13 protein-coding genes are annotated in these 15,489 nt (G+C 69.9%); 8 read left to right on the top strand and 5 right to left on the bottom strand.

Translation table 11 applies throughout. From position 1 onward, the window contains the following. Nucleotides 1-32 precede the first annotated feature (32 nt). The 3 genes from OG599_RS15785 to OG599_RS15775 form a co-directional block, all read right to left on the bottom strand. The gene (locus OG599_RS15785; RefSeq protein ID WP_327176620.1) at nt 33-920 is read right to left on the bottom strand and encodes a hypothetical protein; all 888 of its coding nucleotides are present in this window, start codon (nt 918-920) and stop codon (nt 33-35) included. A 177-nt stretch (nt 921-1,097) separates the two neighbouring features. Next, nucleotides 1,098-1,406 carry a hypothetical protein gene (locus tag OG599_RS15780; protein WP_266706183.1) on the bottom strand — a complete coding sequence of 103 codons (309 nt, stop codon included), beginning with the start codon at nt 1,404-1,406 and terminating at the stop codon, nt 1,098-1,100. A 347-nt stretch (nt 1,407-1,753) separates the two neighbouring features. Next, nucleotides 1,754-2,608 carry a helix-turn-helix domain-containing protein gene (locus tag OG599_RS15775; protein ID WP_327176619.1) on the bottom strand — a complete coding sequence of 285 codons (855 nt, stop codon included), beginning with the start codon at nt 2,606-2,608 and terminating at the stop codon, nt 1,754-1,756. Nucleotides 2,609-2,798: 190 nt separating this feature from the next. Between OG599_RS15775 and OG599_RS15770 the strand changes: the two genes are divergently transcribed. From OG599_RS15770 to OG599_RS15740, 7 genes are all read left to right on the top strand, one after another. Beyond that, entirely contained in the window at nt 2,799-3,275 is a 477-nt protein-coding gene (locus OG599_RS15770; protein ID WP_327176618.1) for an ATP-binding protein, read from the top strand. Between the two features lie 777 nt (nt 3,276-4,052). Continuing rightward, complete coding sequence (locus tag OG599_RS15765; protein WP_327176617.1) at nt 4,053-5,852, top strand: alpha/beta hydrolase; 1,800 nt, start codon at nt 4,053-4,055, stop codon at nt 5,850-5,852. 236 nt (nt 5,853-6,088) lie between these two features. Continuing rightward, nucleotides 6,089-6,424 carry a hypothetical protein gene (locus OG599_RS15760; RefSeq protein ID WP_327176616.1) on the top strand — a complete coding sequence of 112 codons (336 nt, stop codon included), beginning with the start codon at nt 6,089-6,091 and terminating at the stop codon, nt 6,422-6,424. A 283-nt stretch (nt 6,425-6,707) separates the two neighbouring features. After that, nucleotides 6,708-9,074 (top strand): alpha/beta hydrolase, encoded by a 2,367-nt coding sequence (locus tag OG599_RS15755; RefSeq protein WP_327176615.1) that lies wholly within the window; start codon nt 6,708-6,710, stop codon nt 9,072-9,074. Next, complete coding sequence (locus tag OG599_RS15750) at nt 9,071-9,679, top strand: hypothetical protein (RefSeq protein ID WP_327176614.1); 609 nt, start codon at nt 9,071-9,073, stop codon at nt 9,677-9,679. Before OG599_RS15755 ends, OG599_RS15750 begins: the two co-directional genes overlap by 4 nt. Before the next feature lie 90 nt (nt 9,680-9,769). Beyond that, nucleotides 9,770-10,774: a C40 family peptidase gene (locus OG599_RS15745; protein ID WP_327176613.1), complete on the top strand. Its 1,005-nt coding sequence runs from the start codon at nt 9,770-9,772 to the stop codon at nt 10,772-10,774. Nucleotides 10,775-11,139: 365 nt separating this feature from the next. Then, a complete protein-coding gene (locus tag OG599_RS15740) occupies nt 11,140-11,865 on the top strand; it encodes a phosphatase PAP2 family protein (RefSeq protein WP_327176612.1) in 726 nt (241 codons plus the stop codon). Nucleotides 11,866-12,112: 247 nt separating this feature from the next. On the opposite strand, the gene OG599_RS15735 is transcribed toward OG599_RS15740, so the two are convergent. Both OG599_RS15735 and OG599_RS15730 read right to left on the bottom strand, forming a co-directional pair. Beyond that, entirely contained in the window at nt 12,113-13,810 is a 1,698-nt protein-coding gene (locus tag OG599_RS15735; RefSeq protein WP_327176611.1) for an FAD-binding oxidoreductase, read from the bottom strand. A 71-nt stretch (nt 13,811-13,881) separates the two neighbouring features. Beyond that, nucleotides 13,882-14,112 (bottom strand): hypothetical protein, encoded by a 231-nt coding sequence (locus OG599_RS15730; RefSeq protein ID WP_327180296.1) that lies wholly within the window; start codon nt 14,110-14,112, stop codon nt 13,882-13,884. Between the two features lie 156 nt (nt 14,113-14,268). Between OG599_RS15730 and OG599_RS15725 the strand changes: the two genes are divergently transcribed. Then, a complete protein-coding gene (locus OG599_RS15725; RefSeq protein ID WP_327176610.1) occupies nt 14,269-15,111 on the top strand; it encodes a hypothetical protein in 843 nt (280 codons plus the stop codon). The last annotated feature ends 378 nt before the right edge of the window (nt 15,112-15,489 follow it).

Genomic DNA, 15,489 nt, shown 5'->3' with positions numbered 1-15,489 from the left:
AGGAAAGCAGGTGGAAAAGCCGGAAGCGGTGCTTACCTGGCATAAGTGAAGCCTCCGAATTCCCCGACAGCCTTACTGATCTCGTCCGAAGTGGATGCAGCTACGTCGCCGGGAACGGGGGCCGGTCCGTCCTTCTGGCTGTCGCTTGTGACCTTCCAGTCACCTTTTGACCAGGCGAGATGAGCTGTCCAGGTCTTCCAGGAAGTGCTGACGGGGTCCGTTGAGTCAGGTCCCGACATACCAATGAGCCCCGTGTACCAGACATCGACCGTTGCGGTCGTCCCGCGAAACTCTGTGACCTTTGTACCCACAGGGATGGTTCGCGATACGAAGGTGTTGCCCTGCGGAGCGTTTCCGTCGGAGTCCAGACCGAGCTTGGAGAGGAAGTCAGCGGAGTACGCAGCATCTTGCGGCCCCTTGATTTCCGACGCGGCTTCGAATGAATAGACCGAATCAACGATCTTGTGTCGACTGTCCGAGTGGAACATCTCCGCAGACCCCAGAGCCACCGCATAGTTCGCCGCCGCGCTCTGCGCCCCCTGCTCGTCGTGGGCGAACCCCGAGGCGATGCTGCCGTTCTTGCCCGTGACGGGGTCGGTGCCGGTGGGAGCGGTCGGGGCGGTGCCGCCGGTGGCGTCCGAGCGGCTGTTGCCGGGGGCGGCAGGGGCCGCGTTCGGGCTGTCGCTGCCGCCGCCGCCGAGGTTCGCGAACGCGATGGCCGCGACGAGCAGCACCACCACGCCGACAGCCATGACCAGCGAGCGGCTGTTGCGGGCGGGCCGGCGGCCGTGAGGTGCACCGGGGTTGCCTTCGGGGAGCCGGGTACGCGTTTGGCGGGTGCCGCCCATCGTGCTGTACGCGCCGTCGCCCCGGCCTCCGGAATCCCTGCTTCCGTAGCCCTGCTCGTCGTCGTAGCTCATGCCGCGTACGTCCCCTCAGCCGTGTGCGGTCTTCCGTCATATGACGGTAGCTCTGCTGAGCGCCGTGCGGGTGCGGTGTGGTGACTCGACATGGGATGACTCGACCTCAGCCGGGGCGCGACGGACGGATGGTGGTGGGGAGGCAGGGCGGCAGAGCGACGTACTGCGGATCTCCCGTCAGACCGCCATGCCGTACACGATGGTGAACAGGGTGCCGAGTGAGCCGATGATGAAGACGCCGGTCAGTCCCGCGACGATCAGGCCCTTGCCCTGTTCCGCGCTGAAGGTGTCGCGCAAGGCGGTCGCGCCGATGCGCTGCTTGGCCGCGCCCCAGATCGCGATGCCGAGGCAGAGCAGGATGGCGACCGCCATCACTACCTCGACCATGATGCGTGCCTCGTTGCCCAGCGTCCCGAACGGGCCCCAGTTCGGGGCGATTCCGCCGATGATGGTGGTGATGTCGCCCTTCTCAGCTGCCAGGATCATGTAAGTCACCGCCCCTGTTGCGTAGTTCGCTGCCCGCGCCGGCCGGTGCGGGTCGTGCCTTCTATCTTCGCTGATGAAACCGCGCTCGTACGACGCCTTCCGCGGTCTCTTTACCCGGATCTCGTACACATGACCGGGATGGGTGCCCTGACCTGTGGTGCGACCGGGGGCGGTCGGGCCGCCGCCGGTCACTCTGTGTATCACGCTGTGTGACGATGGGCAATGAGGGGAGTCGCGGGTTTCCGGCGCGAACGCAGCGTTTGCCGGGGTGTCCGTGTTCGTATGCGCTGTTCGAGCGCTGGTCGTGCGCCGGCCCTGCGGCCTGAGGCCCCGTCAAACGACGGTGCTCATGCGTAGGTCGTCGCAAGGGAGTGGAGGAGGTCGCGGGTCGCTTCGGTGTCGAGGGCGAGTGATTCGAGTCGGTCGAGCAGCTGACGGTACGTCTGGAGCAGAGGCGCGGAATCCAGTTGGGTCAAGCCGTGCGCCTGTTCCAGGTGCACCGTGTCCAGTTGTGCGACCGGTCCCTGTACGTACGTGATGGGCTGCCCGGAACCCGGGTGGCTGCCGGAAGCGAAGGGGATGACCCGGAGGGTGACGGTGTCCCGTTCGCTCATCGTCAGGAGGTGGCGCAACTGGGGTCCGGCGACCCGGGAGCCGCCGATCCCCATATGCAGGGCCGCTTCGTGGACGACCGCCCGGTACGGGGCCGCCTCCGCGCGGAAGACGACGTCCTGGCGCCTGATGCGGAAGGCGAGCAGGCGTTCGGCCTCGGGCGGCGACAGTTCGGGCACGCTCTGGTTGAGGGCCTCCCGGGCGTGGTCCGCGGTCTGGAGGAGGTCCGGGAGGGTGCAGGTGGTGGCGGCGCGGAGGGCGGTGCCGTGGTGTTCGAGCTCGGCCAGGTCCAGCAGCGGGCCCGGGAGCTCGTTCCGGTACGTCTCCCACCACCCGCCGCGGCGTTCGCCCGTCATCGCGGCCAGCGCTTCCACGAGGCCGCGGTCGGTGCACGCGTAGTGACGGGAGAGGGCGCGGACCCGGTCGGCGCTCACGCCGTACCGGCCTGCTTCGATGTTGCTGATGCGTGCCTGGTTGCCGCCGAGCAGAACCGCGGCCTGCGTGGCGGTGATCCCGGCGCGTTCGCGGAGCTTGCGCAGTTCCGCTCCGAGTCGTCGCCGACGTGCAGTCGGGGTCGAGTTGGTCGCCATCGGCCTCCCTTCGCCCAGTCACTCGTACGGGTGTCTTGGGGCATGCATTACCCCAAGTGCGGGGAATGTATTACATGACGCCTCTACCGTGATCGTGGGACAGGTGCCCACGACGAGCCCGCCGATCGGCCGGTCCGTGCGTCGGGTGCCGTAGGGGCCCGCCAACCACACCGTCCGAACGGGGACTTCCATGCATGCACCCACCGTATCGCCGCCGTGGGCGTACACCCTTCAACTGCCGCACGATCCACGCTCCCCGGGCGTTGCCCGCTCCGTCCTGCGGGTCGTGCTCCGCGCCCACGGCATGACCGGACTGGGCGACACCGCCGAACTGCTGGTGAGCGAGCTGACCACGAACGCCTACCGGCACTCCTGGGGCCCGTACTCGCTCCGGATGCGCGGCGCCGGGCATCGGCGCATCCGGCTCAGCGTCTGGGACAGCAATCCGGAGATCCCGCCCCCCTTCCGGGGCTCCGGGGAGACTGGGAGCGGCGGGAGCGGCGGGGTGTACGTACCGGCGCAGCAGGCGACGCTCTCGGAACGCGGGCGCGGCCTGACGCTCGTACAGATGTGCGCGGACAGCTGGGGCGGCCGCGTCCTTCCCGGCGGTCCGACCGGCGAGGGCGGCAAGCTGCTCTGGGTGGTGTGCGGGGAGAAACCGGAGTGAGTGCGTCCGGCTGTCACCATCAGGGTGGTTCGGGCTGACGCGCTGCCCATCATTCGGGTGAAACCGTAGTCGGACGCACCCCTGAACGCCCGGGTGATACCGGGGTCCGTGCCATGAAGAGCCGTGGAAGGGCGGCGCGTCGCCCTTCCCGGATCAGGCACAGTGCTGCCGCTCCACGATCGAGGATCGAGGGTCAAGGAACGGGGTGAGTGGTGTGTCCGTGGTCGGACAGCCGCAGGGGTGGCAGACGCCGGGAGCCGGTGTCGACGGACTGGGAGAAGGGGCTGGGGGAGGTCCCGGGAAGAGGCCGGGGAGGTCGGGGGACGCGGCCTCCGGTCGTGCGCGGCTGGTCCACGCAGACCTGCCGTGGATCCGGGCCGCGGGGGACGCGGAGGCGCTGTACACGCATCTCGGTCCGGTCCGGTCCGACATGGAGAAGGCGCACGAAGGACTGTCGGCGAGCGAGGCAGCTGGTGACTTCGCGGTTCTGGGCGAGCTCGCGGTGGTCCGCGAGTCGTGGCTGCGCCGGGTGTCGACGGCGCAGGGCGAGTGCGGAAGCCTCACCGGCAAACTGCGGGCGGTCGCCAGAGAGCAAGGTGCGACGGAACAAGCGGTACGGGACGACTTCGGTCCGTCGACGGGCGTCCCGGCTCAGTCGTCTCCGCTGCCGTCATTCCTTGCTCAGGTCTCCCCTGCGTCCCCTGTGCCCCCGACGTCTCCGGCTCAGCTGTCCTCGCTGTACCTGCTCGGTGGGGGCGACGCCGGTGGGAGCGGCAGGTGAAGGGCGCGCTGACCTGGTCCGCGCTGCTTGCGGTGCCGTGCGGGGAGTTGGACGGCGCGGCGGGCGGTTGGGGCCGCCTCAGCGACCGAGCCGATGTGGCACGCGACCGGATCGACCAGCGGATCCTCACCGGTCTGCGCGAGACGCAGGAAGGCGAGGCGGTGGACGCCGCCCTCGACCGTCTGCGCCGACTGTCCCGGAACTTCCAGTACGTCCATACGGAGACCGGGCTGGTGCGCACGGCACTCAACAGCCTCGCCCACGAAGTACGCGCGCATCAGAAGTCGGTCCGTGAGGCAGTGGAGGACGCCGAAAGGCTGAAGTTCAGTGTGCACGCGGACGGGTCGGTGTCGTACCCGGAGAAGGAGGGGCTGGTAGCCGGGGAGCCCCTGCCGGGCGGGAGGACCGCCGGCGGCAGCGGGTTCCCCGACCTGACGGCGTCGCCGGGCACCCTGACCGCTCCCAACCCTCACGCGGCCACCGCCCAGGACATCGCAGACCGGATCGCCCGCGCGGTCACGCTGGCCACCGAGGCGGATACGAGGTACGCGGGCATCCTCCGCAGTCTGAAGGCCGAGGACGGCCTCGACGTCCCGATCTCCGCCTGGACGGACGCGGCGGCCGACATGGCATCCGTACGCGAGGCCGCACGGGCCTATCTGAACGACCACATCCCCTACCGGGCGTCCGCGGCCGAGCGCAAGGAATGGTGGGCCAGCCTCCCGCCGGAGCTGCGCGACGAGTACCTCGCGACCTATCCGGACGTCATCGGGAACCTCGACGGCATCCCCGCTGTCGTACGCGACGCTGCCAACCGGGACAACCTCCAGTTGCTGATCGGCAAGTTGGCGGGCCTCGACGACGGCGAGGCGGCGGAGAAGCTCGAAGCGCTGCGGCTGATCGCTGAACAACTCGAGGCGCCGCTCAAGCCCGGAGACCCGCCCATGTACCTCCTTGGGATCGGGGACGAGGGCAATGGGCGCGCGATTGTTTCCTATGGGAACCCGGATGCTTCGAAGAATGTCGCGGCTTATGTGCCGGGTCTCAATACATCCCTGGACGACAGGTTCGCAAGGAATGATTTGAGGCGAGCTCGAGACACAGCTAAGGGAATGCGCCGCTGGGATTCTGGAAGTGCGTCAATTGTCTGGCTCGGTTATGACGCGCCGCAGCTGGTGGACTCCTGGTCGAGCTTCGCGGTTGCTGGACCTGGGCGGGCCGAAAAGGGTGGTCATTCGTTCCATGGATTCATGGATGGTATTCGTGTGACAAACGCAAATGAGGATCCTCATTTGACGGCGATTGGGCATTCATACGGATCGCGAACTGTGGGAGCTGCGGCACAACAGGGCGATGGTATTCCGGGGGTTGATGAAATCATCCTTGTAGGCAGTCCGGGCGTCGGTGCCGATCATGCTTCTGATTTGAATGTTGGCAAGAGCCACGTGTTCGTCGGTGCTGCCGATAATGATCCCGTGACGATGTTGCCGACCAAGACACAGATGGTTGCCAGTGCTGCAGGACTTTACTTCGGCGGAATGTACGGTGCTGCGCTTGCCGGGGATCTGGTCGACCCGGGTGACGATGACCTGTGGTTCGGTAAGGATCCTGCGAGCAAAGAATTTGGTGCGCACCGCTTTCATGTTGCCGCAGGGCCGCTGCCGATCGACTCGAAGGGAATTGCATTGGCGCATTCGAACTACTTTGACCCTGTGGAGGACCGTGCCTCTGCGAACAATATTGCACTCATCTCTGTCGGCCGGGCACGCGAGGTTAAGAATGAGGAGTACAGGTGATGCGGAGTATGTGGTATAGGGGATTTTCCCTACTCGCGCTTATTTTTCTGGCGGGGTGTGGGGGGTCCTCGTTTAATTTGCATGGTGGGAGTGATTCTGGAATGGATATGAAAGAAGCAGCTGAGCGGGCGGATGGAATGCTTGACGGCGTTTTGGGAGCAATTGAGCCGGAAGTTCGATGGACTCATGACACCACGACTGTGGGTAGTTGCAGTCTGACGCGTAGGCGAACGTTGATGACGATCATTTCGGCGCAGCGTAGAGGTAGTTTTCTTGGTGTTGTTGAACGCTTCTGGAAAAGTAGCGGATATCGAATTACGTCGACCAATAATAGTGCTGATTTTCCGGCCATCTTCGCAGTGGCGGAAGACGGCTTTGAAGTTGCGCTGATCGTCGGCGGAGAGGGGCAAGTCTTTTTCGAAGCAGACACCCCTTGCGTACGGGAATCCGAGGTCGCAGATCCCACCAGTAAGCCCAACACCCCCAGCTACGAGGGCATGGAGAACATTCCACGTCCCAACATCCACTCCGACTTCTGGTCCGCCACGACGCCTGCCTCCACGGCCCCGTGAGGGGCTGATCTCGCGGTCCCGGTCCTCCGACCTCGCTGTCTGCGTGGCTGTTTGAGTCCTCGTTTGGGTCCTGGGGCCCATGCCGGGGGCGGGGCGGGTGTGGTCCTCTACGTGCGGTGGCTCGCCTGCCACCCACTGACGAGCCGGGGGTCCCCACGTGTCTGGCATACGAGAGCTGGTGGTTCCGGGAGGTGGTGCAACAGGCGCTGCCCGGAGGGTGGGTGGCGGCAGGAGTGCGCCAAGGGCGTTACAGGCCGCCCTGGTTCTCGTGCGCTTGGTGTTCGTGAGCACGGTCGTGGGTGTGATCAACGTGCTCACGTTGGCGTCCTCGGTCGACGCGGTGGATGGGCAGTTGCTCGGTGTGCTGCTGTATGCGGCTCTTCCGGGGATCGTCGGCTTGGTGCTGTCGTTCTACGCGCGTATCCATGGGCGTGGTGTGTGGTTCGGGCTCGTTGCCGTGCATGTCTGGCTGGTGCTCGGGTCGTTGGCGACGTTGGGTGCCGGGGACGTCGGGGTGTCCGGGCTGCCCCAGCTGGTGATGCCCGTGGCCGTCGTCGTGTTGCTGTTCCGGCCTGCGGCACGGGGATGGTTCCGGCTGGCCCGCGCGGAGCGGGACGTGGAGCCGCGGTTCAGAGTCAGAGGGCTTCGGTTACTCGTTGCTCGCCGGGACGGCGGGCAGACGGCGATGGAGTACCTCGGCCTGGTGCTGATCGTTGCCGCACTGGTCGGGGCGATCATGGCGACGACCGTCGGGACCCAGCTCACCGGTGAGATACGTAACGCCATATGCCAGTTGACCGGTGGTGCCTGCTCTTCACCCGGCAGTGATGTGGTCGCGGGAGGAAGGAGCGGGGAGGGTGAGGCCGGCTCCAGCGGCGGGCCGGGCAGCTCAGGCGGCTCAGGCGGTTCGGCCGGTTCAGGTGGCTCAGGCGGGTCGTCCGGGGCGGGCGGGTCGGCCGCCGCCGGGGGGACGCAGACCGGGACCGAGGGTGCCACCGGGGCACTGTCCGGCGAGGGCTCGGACACTGCCGGGAGCGCCACCACCGCAGGGAGCACCTCCAGTGCTGGGAGCGACACCGGCACCGGGGGTACCGGCACCGGAGGCACCGGGGGTACTGGCACCGGAGGTACCGGCAGCGGCGACACCTCAACAACAGGCACCTCCACAGCAGGCACCTCCACAGCGGGCACCCCCACCACCACCAAAAGCACCACCCCCGGCAACACCAAAACCCCCGGCTTCTTCGAGTCCCTGGTCGGCGACGGCCTGGGAGGGGACCTCCGGGGCGCGGCCAAGGCCATCGGCAGCCCCGTGAAGAGCGTCACCGGGGTGGTGGACCAGTGGTCCGAGCTGACCGGGGCTGCCAGGGAGAAGTGGGCGTCGGGGGATCACGCGGGGGCTATCGGCGCGTGGGTCGAGGCGTCCGGGGGCGTGGGGGTCGGGGGCATGGGGTTGCCCGGGTCCGGGCCCCGGGTGGTCGCGGCGGTCCGTGAGGACGAGCGGCAGTACCTGAACGACCGGATTCCGGTGAGTGCCTCGGCCGCCGGCCGGAAGGCGTGGTGGGACGGGCTGAGCCAGGCCGACCGCGGGCGGTACCTGGAGCTGTCCCCGGAGCGGATCGGCAACCTGGACGGGATTCCGGCCGCCGTCCGCGACCAGGCCAACCGGCAGAACCTCCAGACCCTGATCACCGAGCTCGAAGGCAAGGACGACAAGAAGTCGAAGCAGATCCTGGAGGGGATGAAGGAGATCGACCGGCAGTTGAAGGAGGGTTCTCAGCCGCCGATGTTCCTGCTGGGGATCGGGTCGGAGGGCAATGGCCGGGCGATCGTCTCGTACGGGAACCCGGACCTCTCGCAGCACGTGTCGGCGTACGTTCCGGGGCTGAACACCTCGCTGGACAAGGATTTCGCGCAGAACGACCTGAAACGGGCGCGGGACACCGCGATCGGCGCGCAGGGGTACGAGTCGTCCAGCGCCTCGATCGTCTGGCTCGGGTACGACGCTCCGCAGTTGCCGGACAGCGACGGGATCGCCGGGTACTTCGCCATCATGGGCACCGGGCGGGCGGAGAAGGGCGGGACGGCCTACGACGACTTCTGGAGCGGGCTGACGGCGACGAACACCAACAAGGACCCGCACTTCACCGCGATCGGGCACTCCTACGGTTCCCGGACGGTGGGGGCGGCCACGCAGCGGGAGGGCGGGATTCCGGGGGTGGACGACATCATCCTGGTGGGCAGCCCGGGGGTGGGCGTGGACAACGCGGTGGAGCTCGGGGTCGGTGCCCGGCACGTCTTCGTCGGGGCCGCCGCGAACGACCCGGTGACCAAGCTGCCGTCCAAGACGCAGGCGGTCGTGGGCTCGCTGGGGATGCTGGCGCTGGGCCCGGCCGGCGCCTACGTCGCGGGTGATCTCGCGGATCCGGGTGACGACGACCTCTGGTTCGGGAAGGACCCGGCGAGCAAGGCGTTCGGTGCCGTGCGATTCCCGGTGGATCCCGGTCCGCCGGTGATCAGCGGGCACGGGATCAGTGCCGAGGCGCACTCGCAGTACTTCGACCCGGTGCGCGACGCCATGTCGGCCGACGCCATCGCTTTGATCGTGTCGGGACACTCCAGCAATCTGAAGATTGAGGAACAGCGATGAGGCGAAAGCTCCGGACGGCGGTCTTCACTCTGGCGCTCGGTCTCGTACTGGCGGGCTGCGGCCGGCAGCAGGCGGGATCGGACGGTCCGGCCACGGGTGCGGGCGCGACCGCGACCACCACCAGCGGGAGTACGGAGAAGCCGGTGAGCACCATGGACATGCAGGGGGCCGCCGAGCGGGCCGACTCGATGCTCGACCTGACGCTGAAGGCGATCGAGCCCTCGGTCCAGTGGGCGCACGGCCCGACCACGACGGGCAGTTGCGACGTGACGCGCCGGCGCACGGTGATGACGATCGTCGCGCCCGAGCGGAGGCAGGAGTTCCTGGACCGGGTGACGGAGTTCTGGCGCGACAGCGACTACCGGATCAAGGCGGTGAACAAGGACGAGGAGTTCCCCGCGGTGTACGCGCAGGCCGAGGGGTTCGGCATCAGCGTCAGCGTCCGGGGCGGGGGGCAGGTGTTCTTCGAGGCGGACAGCCCGTGCGTGCGGGCGTCGAAGGTGGCCGATTCCACGTCGAAGCCGAACGGCCCCGCGTACGAGGGGGTCTACCCCCTGCCGAGGCCCGACGTGAAGTCCCCTTACTGGTCGGCGGGAGCATCCTGAGGGAGCGTCAGTGACGCGAGTGCTTCGAACGATTCGTACACACCCTCGAAACGACCCTTGAACCGTGGCTCGGTAGGGGATGGTTGAGGGGTGCGGAAATACTGGGTGGTCGTCGGCGGCGGGATCGGGTTGTGCCTCAGCTTCGTGGGGCTGCTCGTCGTCGGTACGTACTCCGCCGCCGCGGGTATCGCGGGGGCGAACGGGTCGGTCGGGCTGGCCGCGGGGGCGGTGCCCGCGCGGTATCAGCCGCTCGTGGAGAAGTGGGGCACGCTCTGCGCCGCGATCAACCCGGCGCTGCTCGCCGCCCAGCTCTACCAGGAGAGCGGCTGGAACCCGCGGGCGCAGAGCGCGGCGGCGGCCCAGGGGATCGCGCAGTTCATCCCGGGCACCTGGGCCACGCACGGTGTCGACGGGGACGGCGACGGGGACCGGGACGTGTGGGACCCGGCCGACGCCATCCCGTCGGCAGCCTCCTACGACTGTGAGCTCGCCGGGTACGTGAAGGACGTGCCGGGTGATCCGACCGACAACATGCTCGCCTCCTACAACGCGGGCGCGTACCGGGTCATCCGGGCGGGCGGGGTTCCGGCGATCGCCGAGACGCAGAACTACGTCAAGATCATCCGTTCGCTGGAGAAGAGCTTCGCGAAGCCGGTCGGCCGGGTGGCGCCCTCCCAGCAGGCGGCCGGGGCGATCTACTACGCGCAGCAGAAGCTGAACACGCCGTACCTCTGGGGCGGCAACGGTACGGCGGAGCAGGGCGGCCGGTTCGACTGCTCCGGGCTGACGCAGGCCGCGTACCGGAGCGTGGGCATCGAGCTCCCCCGGGTCGCCAACGACCAGTACAACGCGGGGGCGCATCCGGCCCGGGACGAGCTGCTCCCCGGCGATCTGGTGTTCTTCTCCGACGATCTGACCAACTCGCGGGCCATTCACCACGTGGGGATCTACGTCGGTGGCGGGTACATGATCAACGCACCGTACACCGGGGCGGTGATCCGCTTCGACAAGATCGACAGCCCCGACTACTTCGGTGCGACGCGGGTCACCAAGGACGGTGCCGCGGCGCTCCCCACCGCTCTCCCCCAGGCGTGAGAGGCATGAAGGGTGCGAGGGGTGCGAGGGGCGTACGGGACTCACGCGGCCGACGCGGGTCACCGGGGTGGGAGTGGTGCCAGGAACTCTCCGTGAAGCCAGGGCCCCGAGATGCGACGATGAGTCACTCTTCGATAACGTCATGGTGATCATTCGGTGGAGGGCGGAACCGTCGCTACCGGAAGGCCGTTCCCTGGAAGGGAAGGCCCGCGCACTGACCATGCGCGATCGCCTGACCGCCGTCGCGTCGCAGGACGCGACGGGAGGTACGCGGTACCGGATCGCACCGATTGCGGGGGGTACGACCACGGGCGGCGCGCATGGACGCGCGTCGCGGCAGCAGACAAGGCAAGGGGCCGCAGCAGATGGCTGGACTCGCACTCGATGGGTCGAACCCCGACGTCAGCCTGCTCTACGACATCAACGGGCTGGCGAAGTCCTCTCCGGCGTGGCTCGACAGCGTCATGGAGTTCGTCGGTGAGTACGGGATCATGCTCGGCATGGTCCTGGTGGTCCTGTGGTGCTGGTGGAACGCCCGCCGGCGCGGCACGGCCGAGGACTCGGTGACGGCGGTCGCCGCACTCGTCTGGGCTCCGCTCGCCGCGGGGATCGCCCTTCTCGTCAACATCCCCATCCGGGGGTTCGTGGAGCGCCCGCGTCCGTTCAAGGACCATGCGGGGCTCGACGTCCTGGTCGACGGCAAGAACGACTTCTCCTTCGTCAGCGACCACGCCACCATGGCGATGGCCATGGCGGTCGGGATCTTCGTGGCGGGCCGGAAGTTCGGGTTCGTCGCGTTGGGGCTCGCGTTCGCGGAGGGGTTCTGCCGCGTCTGGATGGGCGTGCACTACCCGACCGACGTCGTCGGCGGCCTCGCCCTGGGTACGGCCGTCACGCTCCTCCTCGCCCCGCTGGCCACGGCGTTGCTGACCCCGCTGGTGGCGGCCGTCTCCCGGTCGCCGCGGGCGGGCTTCCTCGTGCGGTCGCGGCGGGCGGCCCGCCCGGCCGGCGGCCTCGGCGGGACGCTCGGAGTCCCCGAGCCGAGATCGAGCCGCGGCGGCGGTACGGGCGACAAGGACCTCGCCGCCTGAGCACGCCTCAGGCGCGAAGCGGGGCAGCGGGAAAGCGGAAAGCCGATCAGCCGATCAGCAGGAACACGGATCAGCGGATCGACAGGAACACGGATGAGCTGATCAGCGGGCAAGCAGGCAAGCGGATCAGCCGGTCAATGGCAGGGCGTCGGTTCCCCGGTGGGGGCCGGCGCCCTGTTCCGTGCAGGACGTGCAGGACGTGCAGGAGCGGTACGCCCGGTACGCCCGGGCCGACGGAGCGGCGGGTTCACGGCGTCTGCGGTCCGGCGAAGAGCCCTCCGGGGTCGTACCGGTCGCGGAGCTGTCCGAGCCGGTCGGCGGAGGAGCCGAAGTAGGCGCGGCGCCAGCCGGTGAGCGTGGGGTCGGCGTAGTTCTGGTACGCCTCCCCGGAGGCGTGCGGGCCCATCGCCGCATGGATGTCTTTCAGCCAGCCCTGCGCCCCGGTCGCCGAGGCCCCGGGGGCGTCCGGGCTCCAGGCGGCGATGTACTGGACGAGCATCCGGGAGTCGCGGTGCACGAAGGCGGTCGCGTCCGGGGCGACCCGGTTGATCGCCCCGCCGAGGGCCGTGAGGATGACCGAGCCCTTGCCGCCCTCGCCGACGGCCCGGCGGGTGAACGCCTCGACGCCCCCGGTGAGGGCGCGCAGCCCCTCGGGCGGCAGCGAGCGGGTGAAGAAGTCGGAGGCAGCCGCGTACGTCTCGCGCCCGAGGGCTCCCCCGGCGGTGCGCCCCGGGGTCGTACCGGGCAGGTGGCACTGGTCGGCGGTGAGGCCCGCGCAGCCGGCGTAGGCCAGCATCGCGTCCTCGTAGCCGCGTCGGCGCAGGGAGACGGTGGAGGCGGAGGACCCGGCGCGGTCGGCGAGCCGGTCCACCGCGTTCTGGAGGTCGCCGTAGGTACCGAGGCTGAACGCGGCGAGCGTCACCGTCGGGTCGGCGCCGTCCGCGCCCGCCTCGAAATGGAGGGAGGACCAGATCTCGTCCGGCTGGTCGGGCCCCCACTCCTGCCAGGCGGCGAGCACCGAGCCCGCCCGGGACCAGGGCCAGCGGAGCGTGCAGACGACGGTCTGCGGGGCGGGCGAGGTACGGAAGCGGAGGCGGGTGACGACGCCGAAGGAGCCGTTGCCCCCGCCGCGCAGCGCCCAGAAGAGGTCCTGGTTCCGGCCGGCGTCGGCGGTCAGGGTCTGCCCGTCGGCGGTGACCAGGGTGGCGGAGGTGAGGTTGTCGCAGGTCAGGCCGTATGCGCGCGAGGCCACGCCGTGGCCGCCGCCGAGGGTGAGGCCGGATATGCCGACCGTGGCGCAGGAGCCGCCCGGGACGGTGAGGCCGTGGGCGCCGAGCCCCCGGTAGACGTCGCCGAGCCGGGCGCCCGCGCCGATGGTGCCGTCCCGGTCGACACCGGAGAGGGCCGAGACGTCGACGACCAGCCGGCCGGTGCCACCGGAGAGGCCCGCGTAGGAGTGGCCGCCGCTGCGGATCGCCACGGGGGTCCCGGTCGTACGGGCGAAGGCGAGGCAGGTGCGTATGTCGTCCTCGTGCCGGACGTAGGCGACGGCCGCGGGCCGCTGGGTGTCGAAGCGGGTGTTGTAGAGCCGGCGGGCGGTGTCGTACGCGGAGTCCTCGGGCCGTACGAGGGTGCCGTCGAGCCCGCGGCCGAGCGCGGGCCAGTCCGCCGGCGCCCCGCCGGCCGACGCGGTGGGGCTCCCCGCCGGAGCGGGGTAGCCGGTGGTGGGGCGGGGGTCGCCGGCGCGGCCGGTCTTCGTCGCGTCCGGGTCCGGTGCACCGGAGCCCGGGGCGGAGCAGGACGCGGTCGCCGAGGTGAGCGCGGCGAGCGCGCCGGCGGCCAGCACGCTGCGGCGGGCGGGCGGCCGAGGCGTGGCCGGAGCCGGTACGGGGCTCGGGCGCCGGGGCGCGGGGACCACCTGGCCCGGGAGGTACGGCTGCTTCATGGGAGCTCCGGGGCTGGTGTGGCGGTGAGGGGAGCCGGACGAGGGCGCCGGTCGGCGCCGCGCCCGGTTGGTCAGGTTCCTGTCCGGTGGCGTTCGGCGTCGGTGCGGGCCAGGTCGCGCGAGCGGCGGGCCGGTCCGGACCAGCCGCAGGTGCAGCGGGCGAGACAGAACGAGCCGCGTTCGGTGGTGCTCGTCGCATGGTCCTGAGCTGCGGGAACGGGCTCGGCAGGGGTGAGGATGCCGGACGGCGGGGACGCGCACGCCGGGGTGCGCCGGGCGGGGAGGAAAGCTTCCTGATGCACGCGTCCACGGTACTGGCGGGGCGGCCCGGAGGGGAGGGGGTAGTGCGGGCTCGCCGCCGATCGGGGTGGCCCGGCGTGACGGGGGGCGGCGGCCGTCGTTATGCGGGACGGGCGAGGGCCCGGTTCCGGCGTGACGTCGTTGGGGGTTGGCAGGCGATGGTGGTGCGGCAGCACAGGTGCGAAGGCGCGGCACTGGCTGTCCGCGCGCTGGCCGTGGCGGGCGTGTTCGCGGTGCTGGCCGGCTGTTCCGTCGGGGGGAGCGGGACGGTCGCGGGCGTTCCGGCGGACGAGCCGCCCGCGCAGGTGCTCGACCGGGCGGCGGACGTGCTCGCCGCATCCGGAGGGGCGGAGACCAACACCTCGATGGAGACCTCGGCCGGTGGCACCAGGGTGACCATCCGGGGCCAGGGGGCGTACGACTTCCGCAGGCAGCTCGGCCGCATCAAGGTGGTGCTGCCGAAGGACGCCGCCGGGTCGGACGAGCACCGGCCGATCACCGAGCTGCTGACGCCCGGCGCGCTCTACATGAAGAACCGGGGTGCCGGGGTCCCGGAAGGCAAGTGGGTGCGGATCGACACCACGGTGCTGGCGGACGGCAACCTCGTCACCGGCGGGGTCACCGACCCGATGGCCGCCGCCGAGCTGCTGCGCCGGGCCCGGGGCGTGACGTACGTGGGGCGGACCGAGCTGGCGGGCGTCGGGGTCCGCCACTACCGGGGGACGGCGGACATCGGCAGCGCGGCGGGGGCCGCCTCGCCCCTGTCGCGGGCGGCGCTGAGCGCCGCGGCGGACGGGTTCCGCACGCACGCGGTGCCCTTCGACGCCTACCTGGACGACGAGGGCCGGCTCCGGAAGGTCCGCCACCGCTTCACCTTCGCGGCCGAGGGCCCGGCGGTGACGGTGGTCTCGACGATGCTGCTGTACGGGTTCGGAACGCCGGTCACCGTGGAGTTGCCGGACGGCGCGGACCTCTACACGGGCGAGATCCGGCAGAGCTGAGGCGGCGGTGGCGGTGGCGGTGACGGCGACAAGTCCGGAGGCAGGGGGCGCGGCGGAGGGTGTGGCAGGGGTGGCGGCCCCCGCAGCCGTGCCGACGGGCCGCCGTCCGGGCCGCCGTCCTGGCCGGTGCCCCGGTCGACACCGGTGGCTGGATTTCGACGTTCGTACGGGCGCGGGCGGGGCGGCCGTCGCCGCGACAGGCCGGGCGTACGGGTGTTCGGCGGGGGAGAGCAGTCCTCTTGGGAGGGGCCGAAATGGCCCGTCCGTGTCATGCGCGCGGCGCTTGCCGGTCCCTACGCTTGGAGTCTGTGCGCCGAAGGACTCTCCCGTGATCCGTGGTGGATCAGTGTGCGGCGTCGGACGCGGTGCATCGCAGGG

This window comes from Streptomyces sp. NBC_01335 (assembly GCF_035953295.1).
GTDB lineage: Bacteria > Actinomycetota > Actinomycetes > Streptomycetales > Streptomycetaceae > Streptomyces.
This window is presented reverse-complemented; position numbering and strand designations above follow the sequence as displayed.

What these genes read in the sequence shown, in the direction of transcription:
- OG599_RS15785 (WP_327176620.1), bottom strand. Translation starts at nt 920, where the DNA reads ATGAGCTACGACGACGAGCAGGGCTACGGAAGCAGGGATTCCGGAGGC.
- OG599_RS15780 (WP_266706183.1), bottom strand. Translation starts at nt 1,406, where the DNA reads ATGATCCTGGCAGCTGAGAAGGGCGACATCACCACCATCATCGGCGGA.
- OG599_RS15775 (WP_327176619.1), bottom strand. Translation starts at nt 2,608, where the DNA reads ATGGCGACCAACTCGACCCCGACTGCACGTCGGCGACGACTCGGAGCG.
- OG599_RS15770 (WP_327176618.1), top strand. Translation starts at nt 2,799, where the DNA reads ATGCATGCACCCACCGTATCGCCGCCGTGGGCGTACACCCTTCAACTG.
- OG599_RS15760 (WP_327176616.1), top strand. Translation starts at nt 6,089, where the DNA reads ATGACGATCATTTCGGCGCAGCGTAGAGGTAGTTTTCTTGGTGTTGTT.
- OG599_RS15750 (WP_327176614.1), top strand. Translation starts at nt 9,071, where the DNA reads ATGAGGCGAAAGCTCCGGACGGCGGTCTTCACTCTGGCGCTCGGTCTC.
- OG599_RS15740 (WP_327176612.1), top strand. Translation starts at nt 11,140, where the DNA reads ATGGCTGGACTCGCACTCGATGGGTCGAACCCCGACGTCAGCCTGCTC.
- OG599_RS15735 (WP_327176611.1), bottom strand. Translation starts at nt 13,810, where the DNA reads ATGAAGCAGCCGTACCTCCCGGGCCAGGTGGTCCCCGCGCCCCGGCGC.
- OG599_RS15725 (WP_327176610.1), top strand. Translation starts at nt 14,269, where the DNA reads ATGGTGGTGCGGCAGCACAGGTGCGAAGGCGCGGCACTGGCTGTCCGC.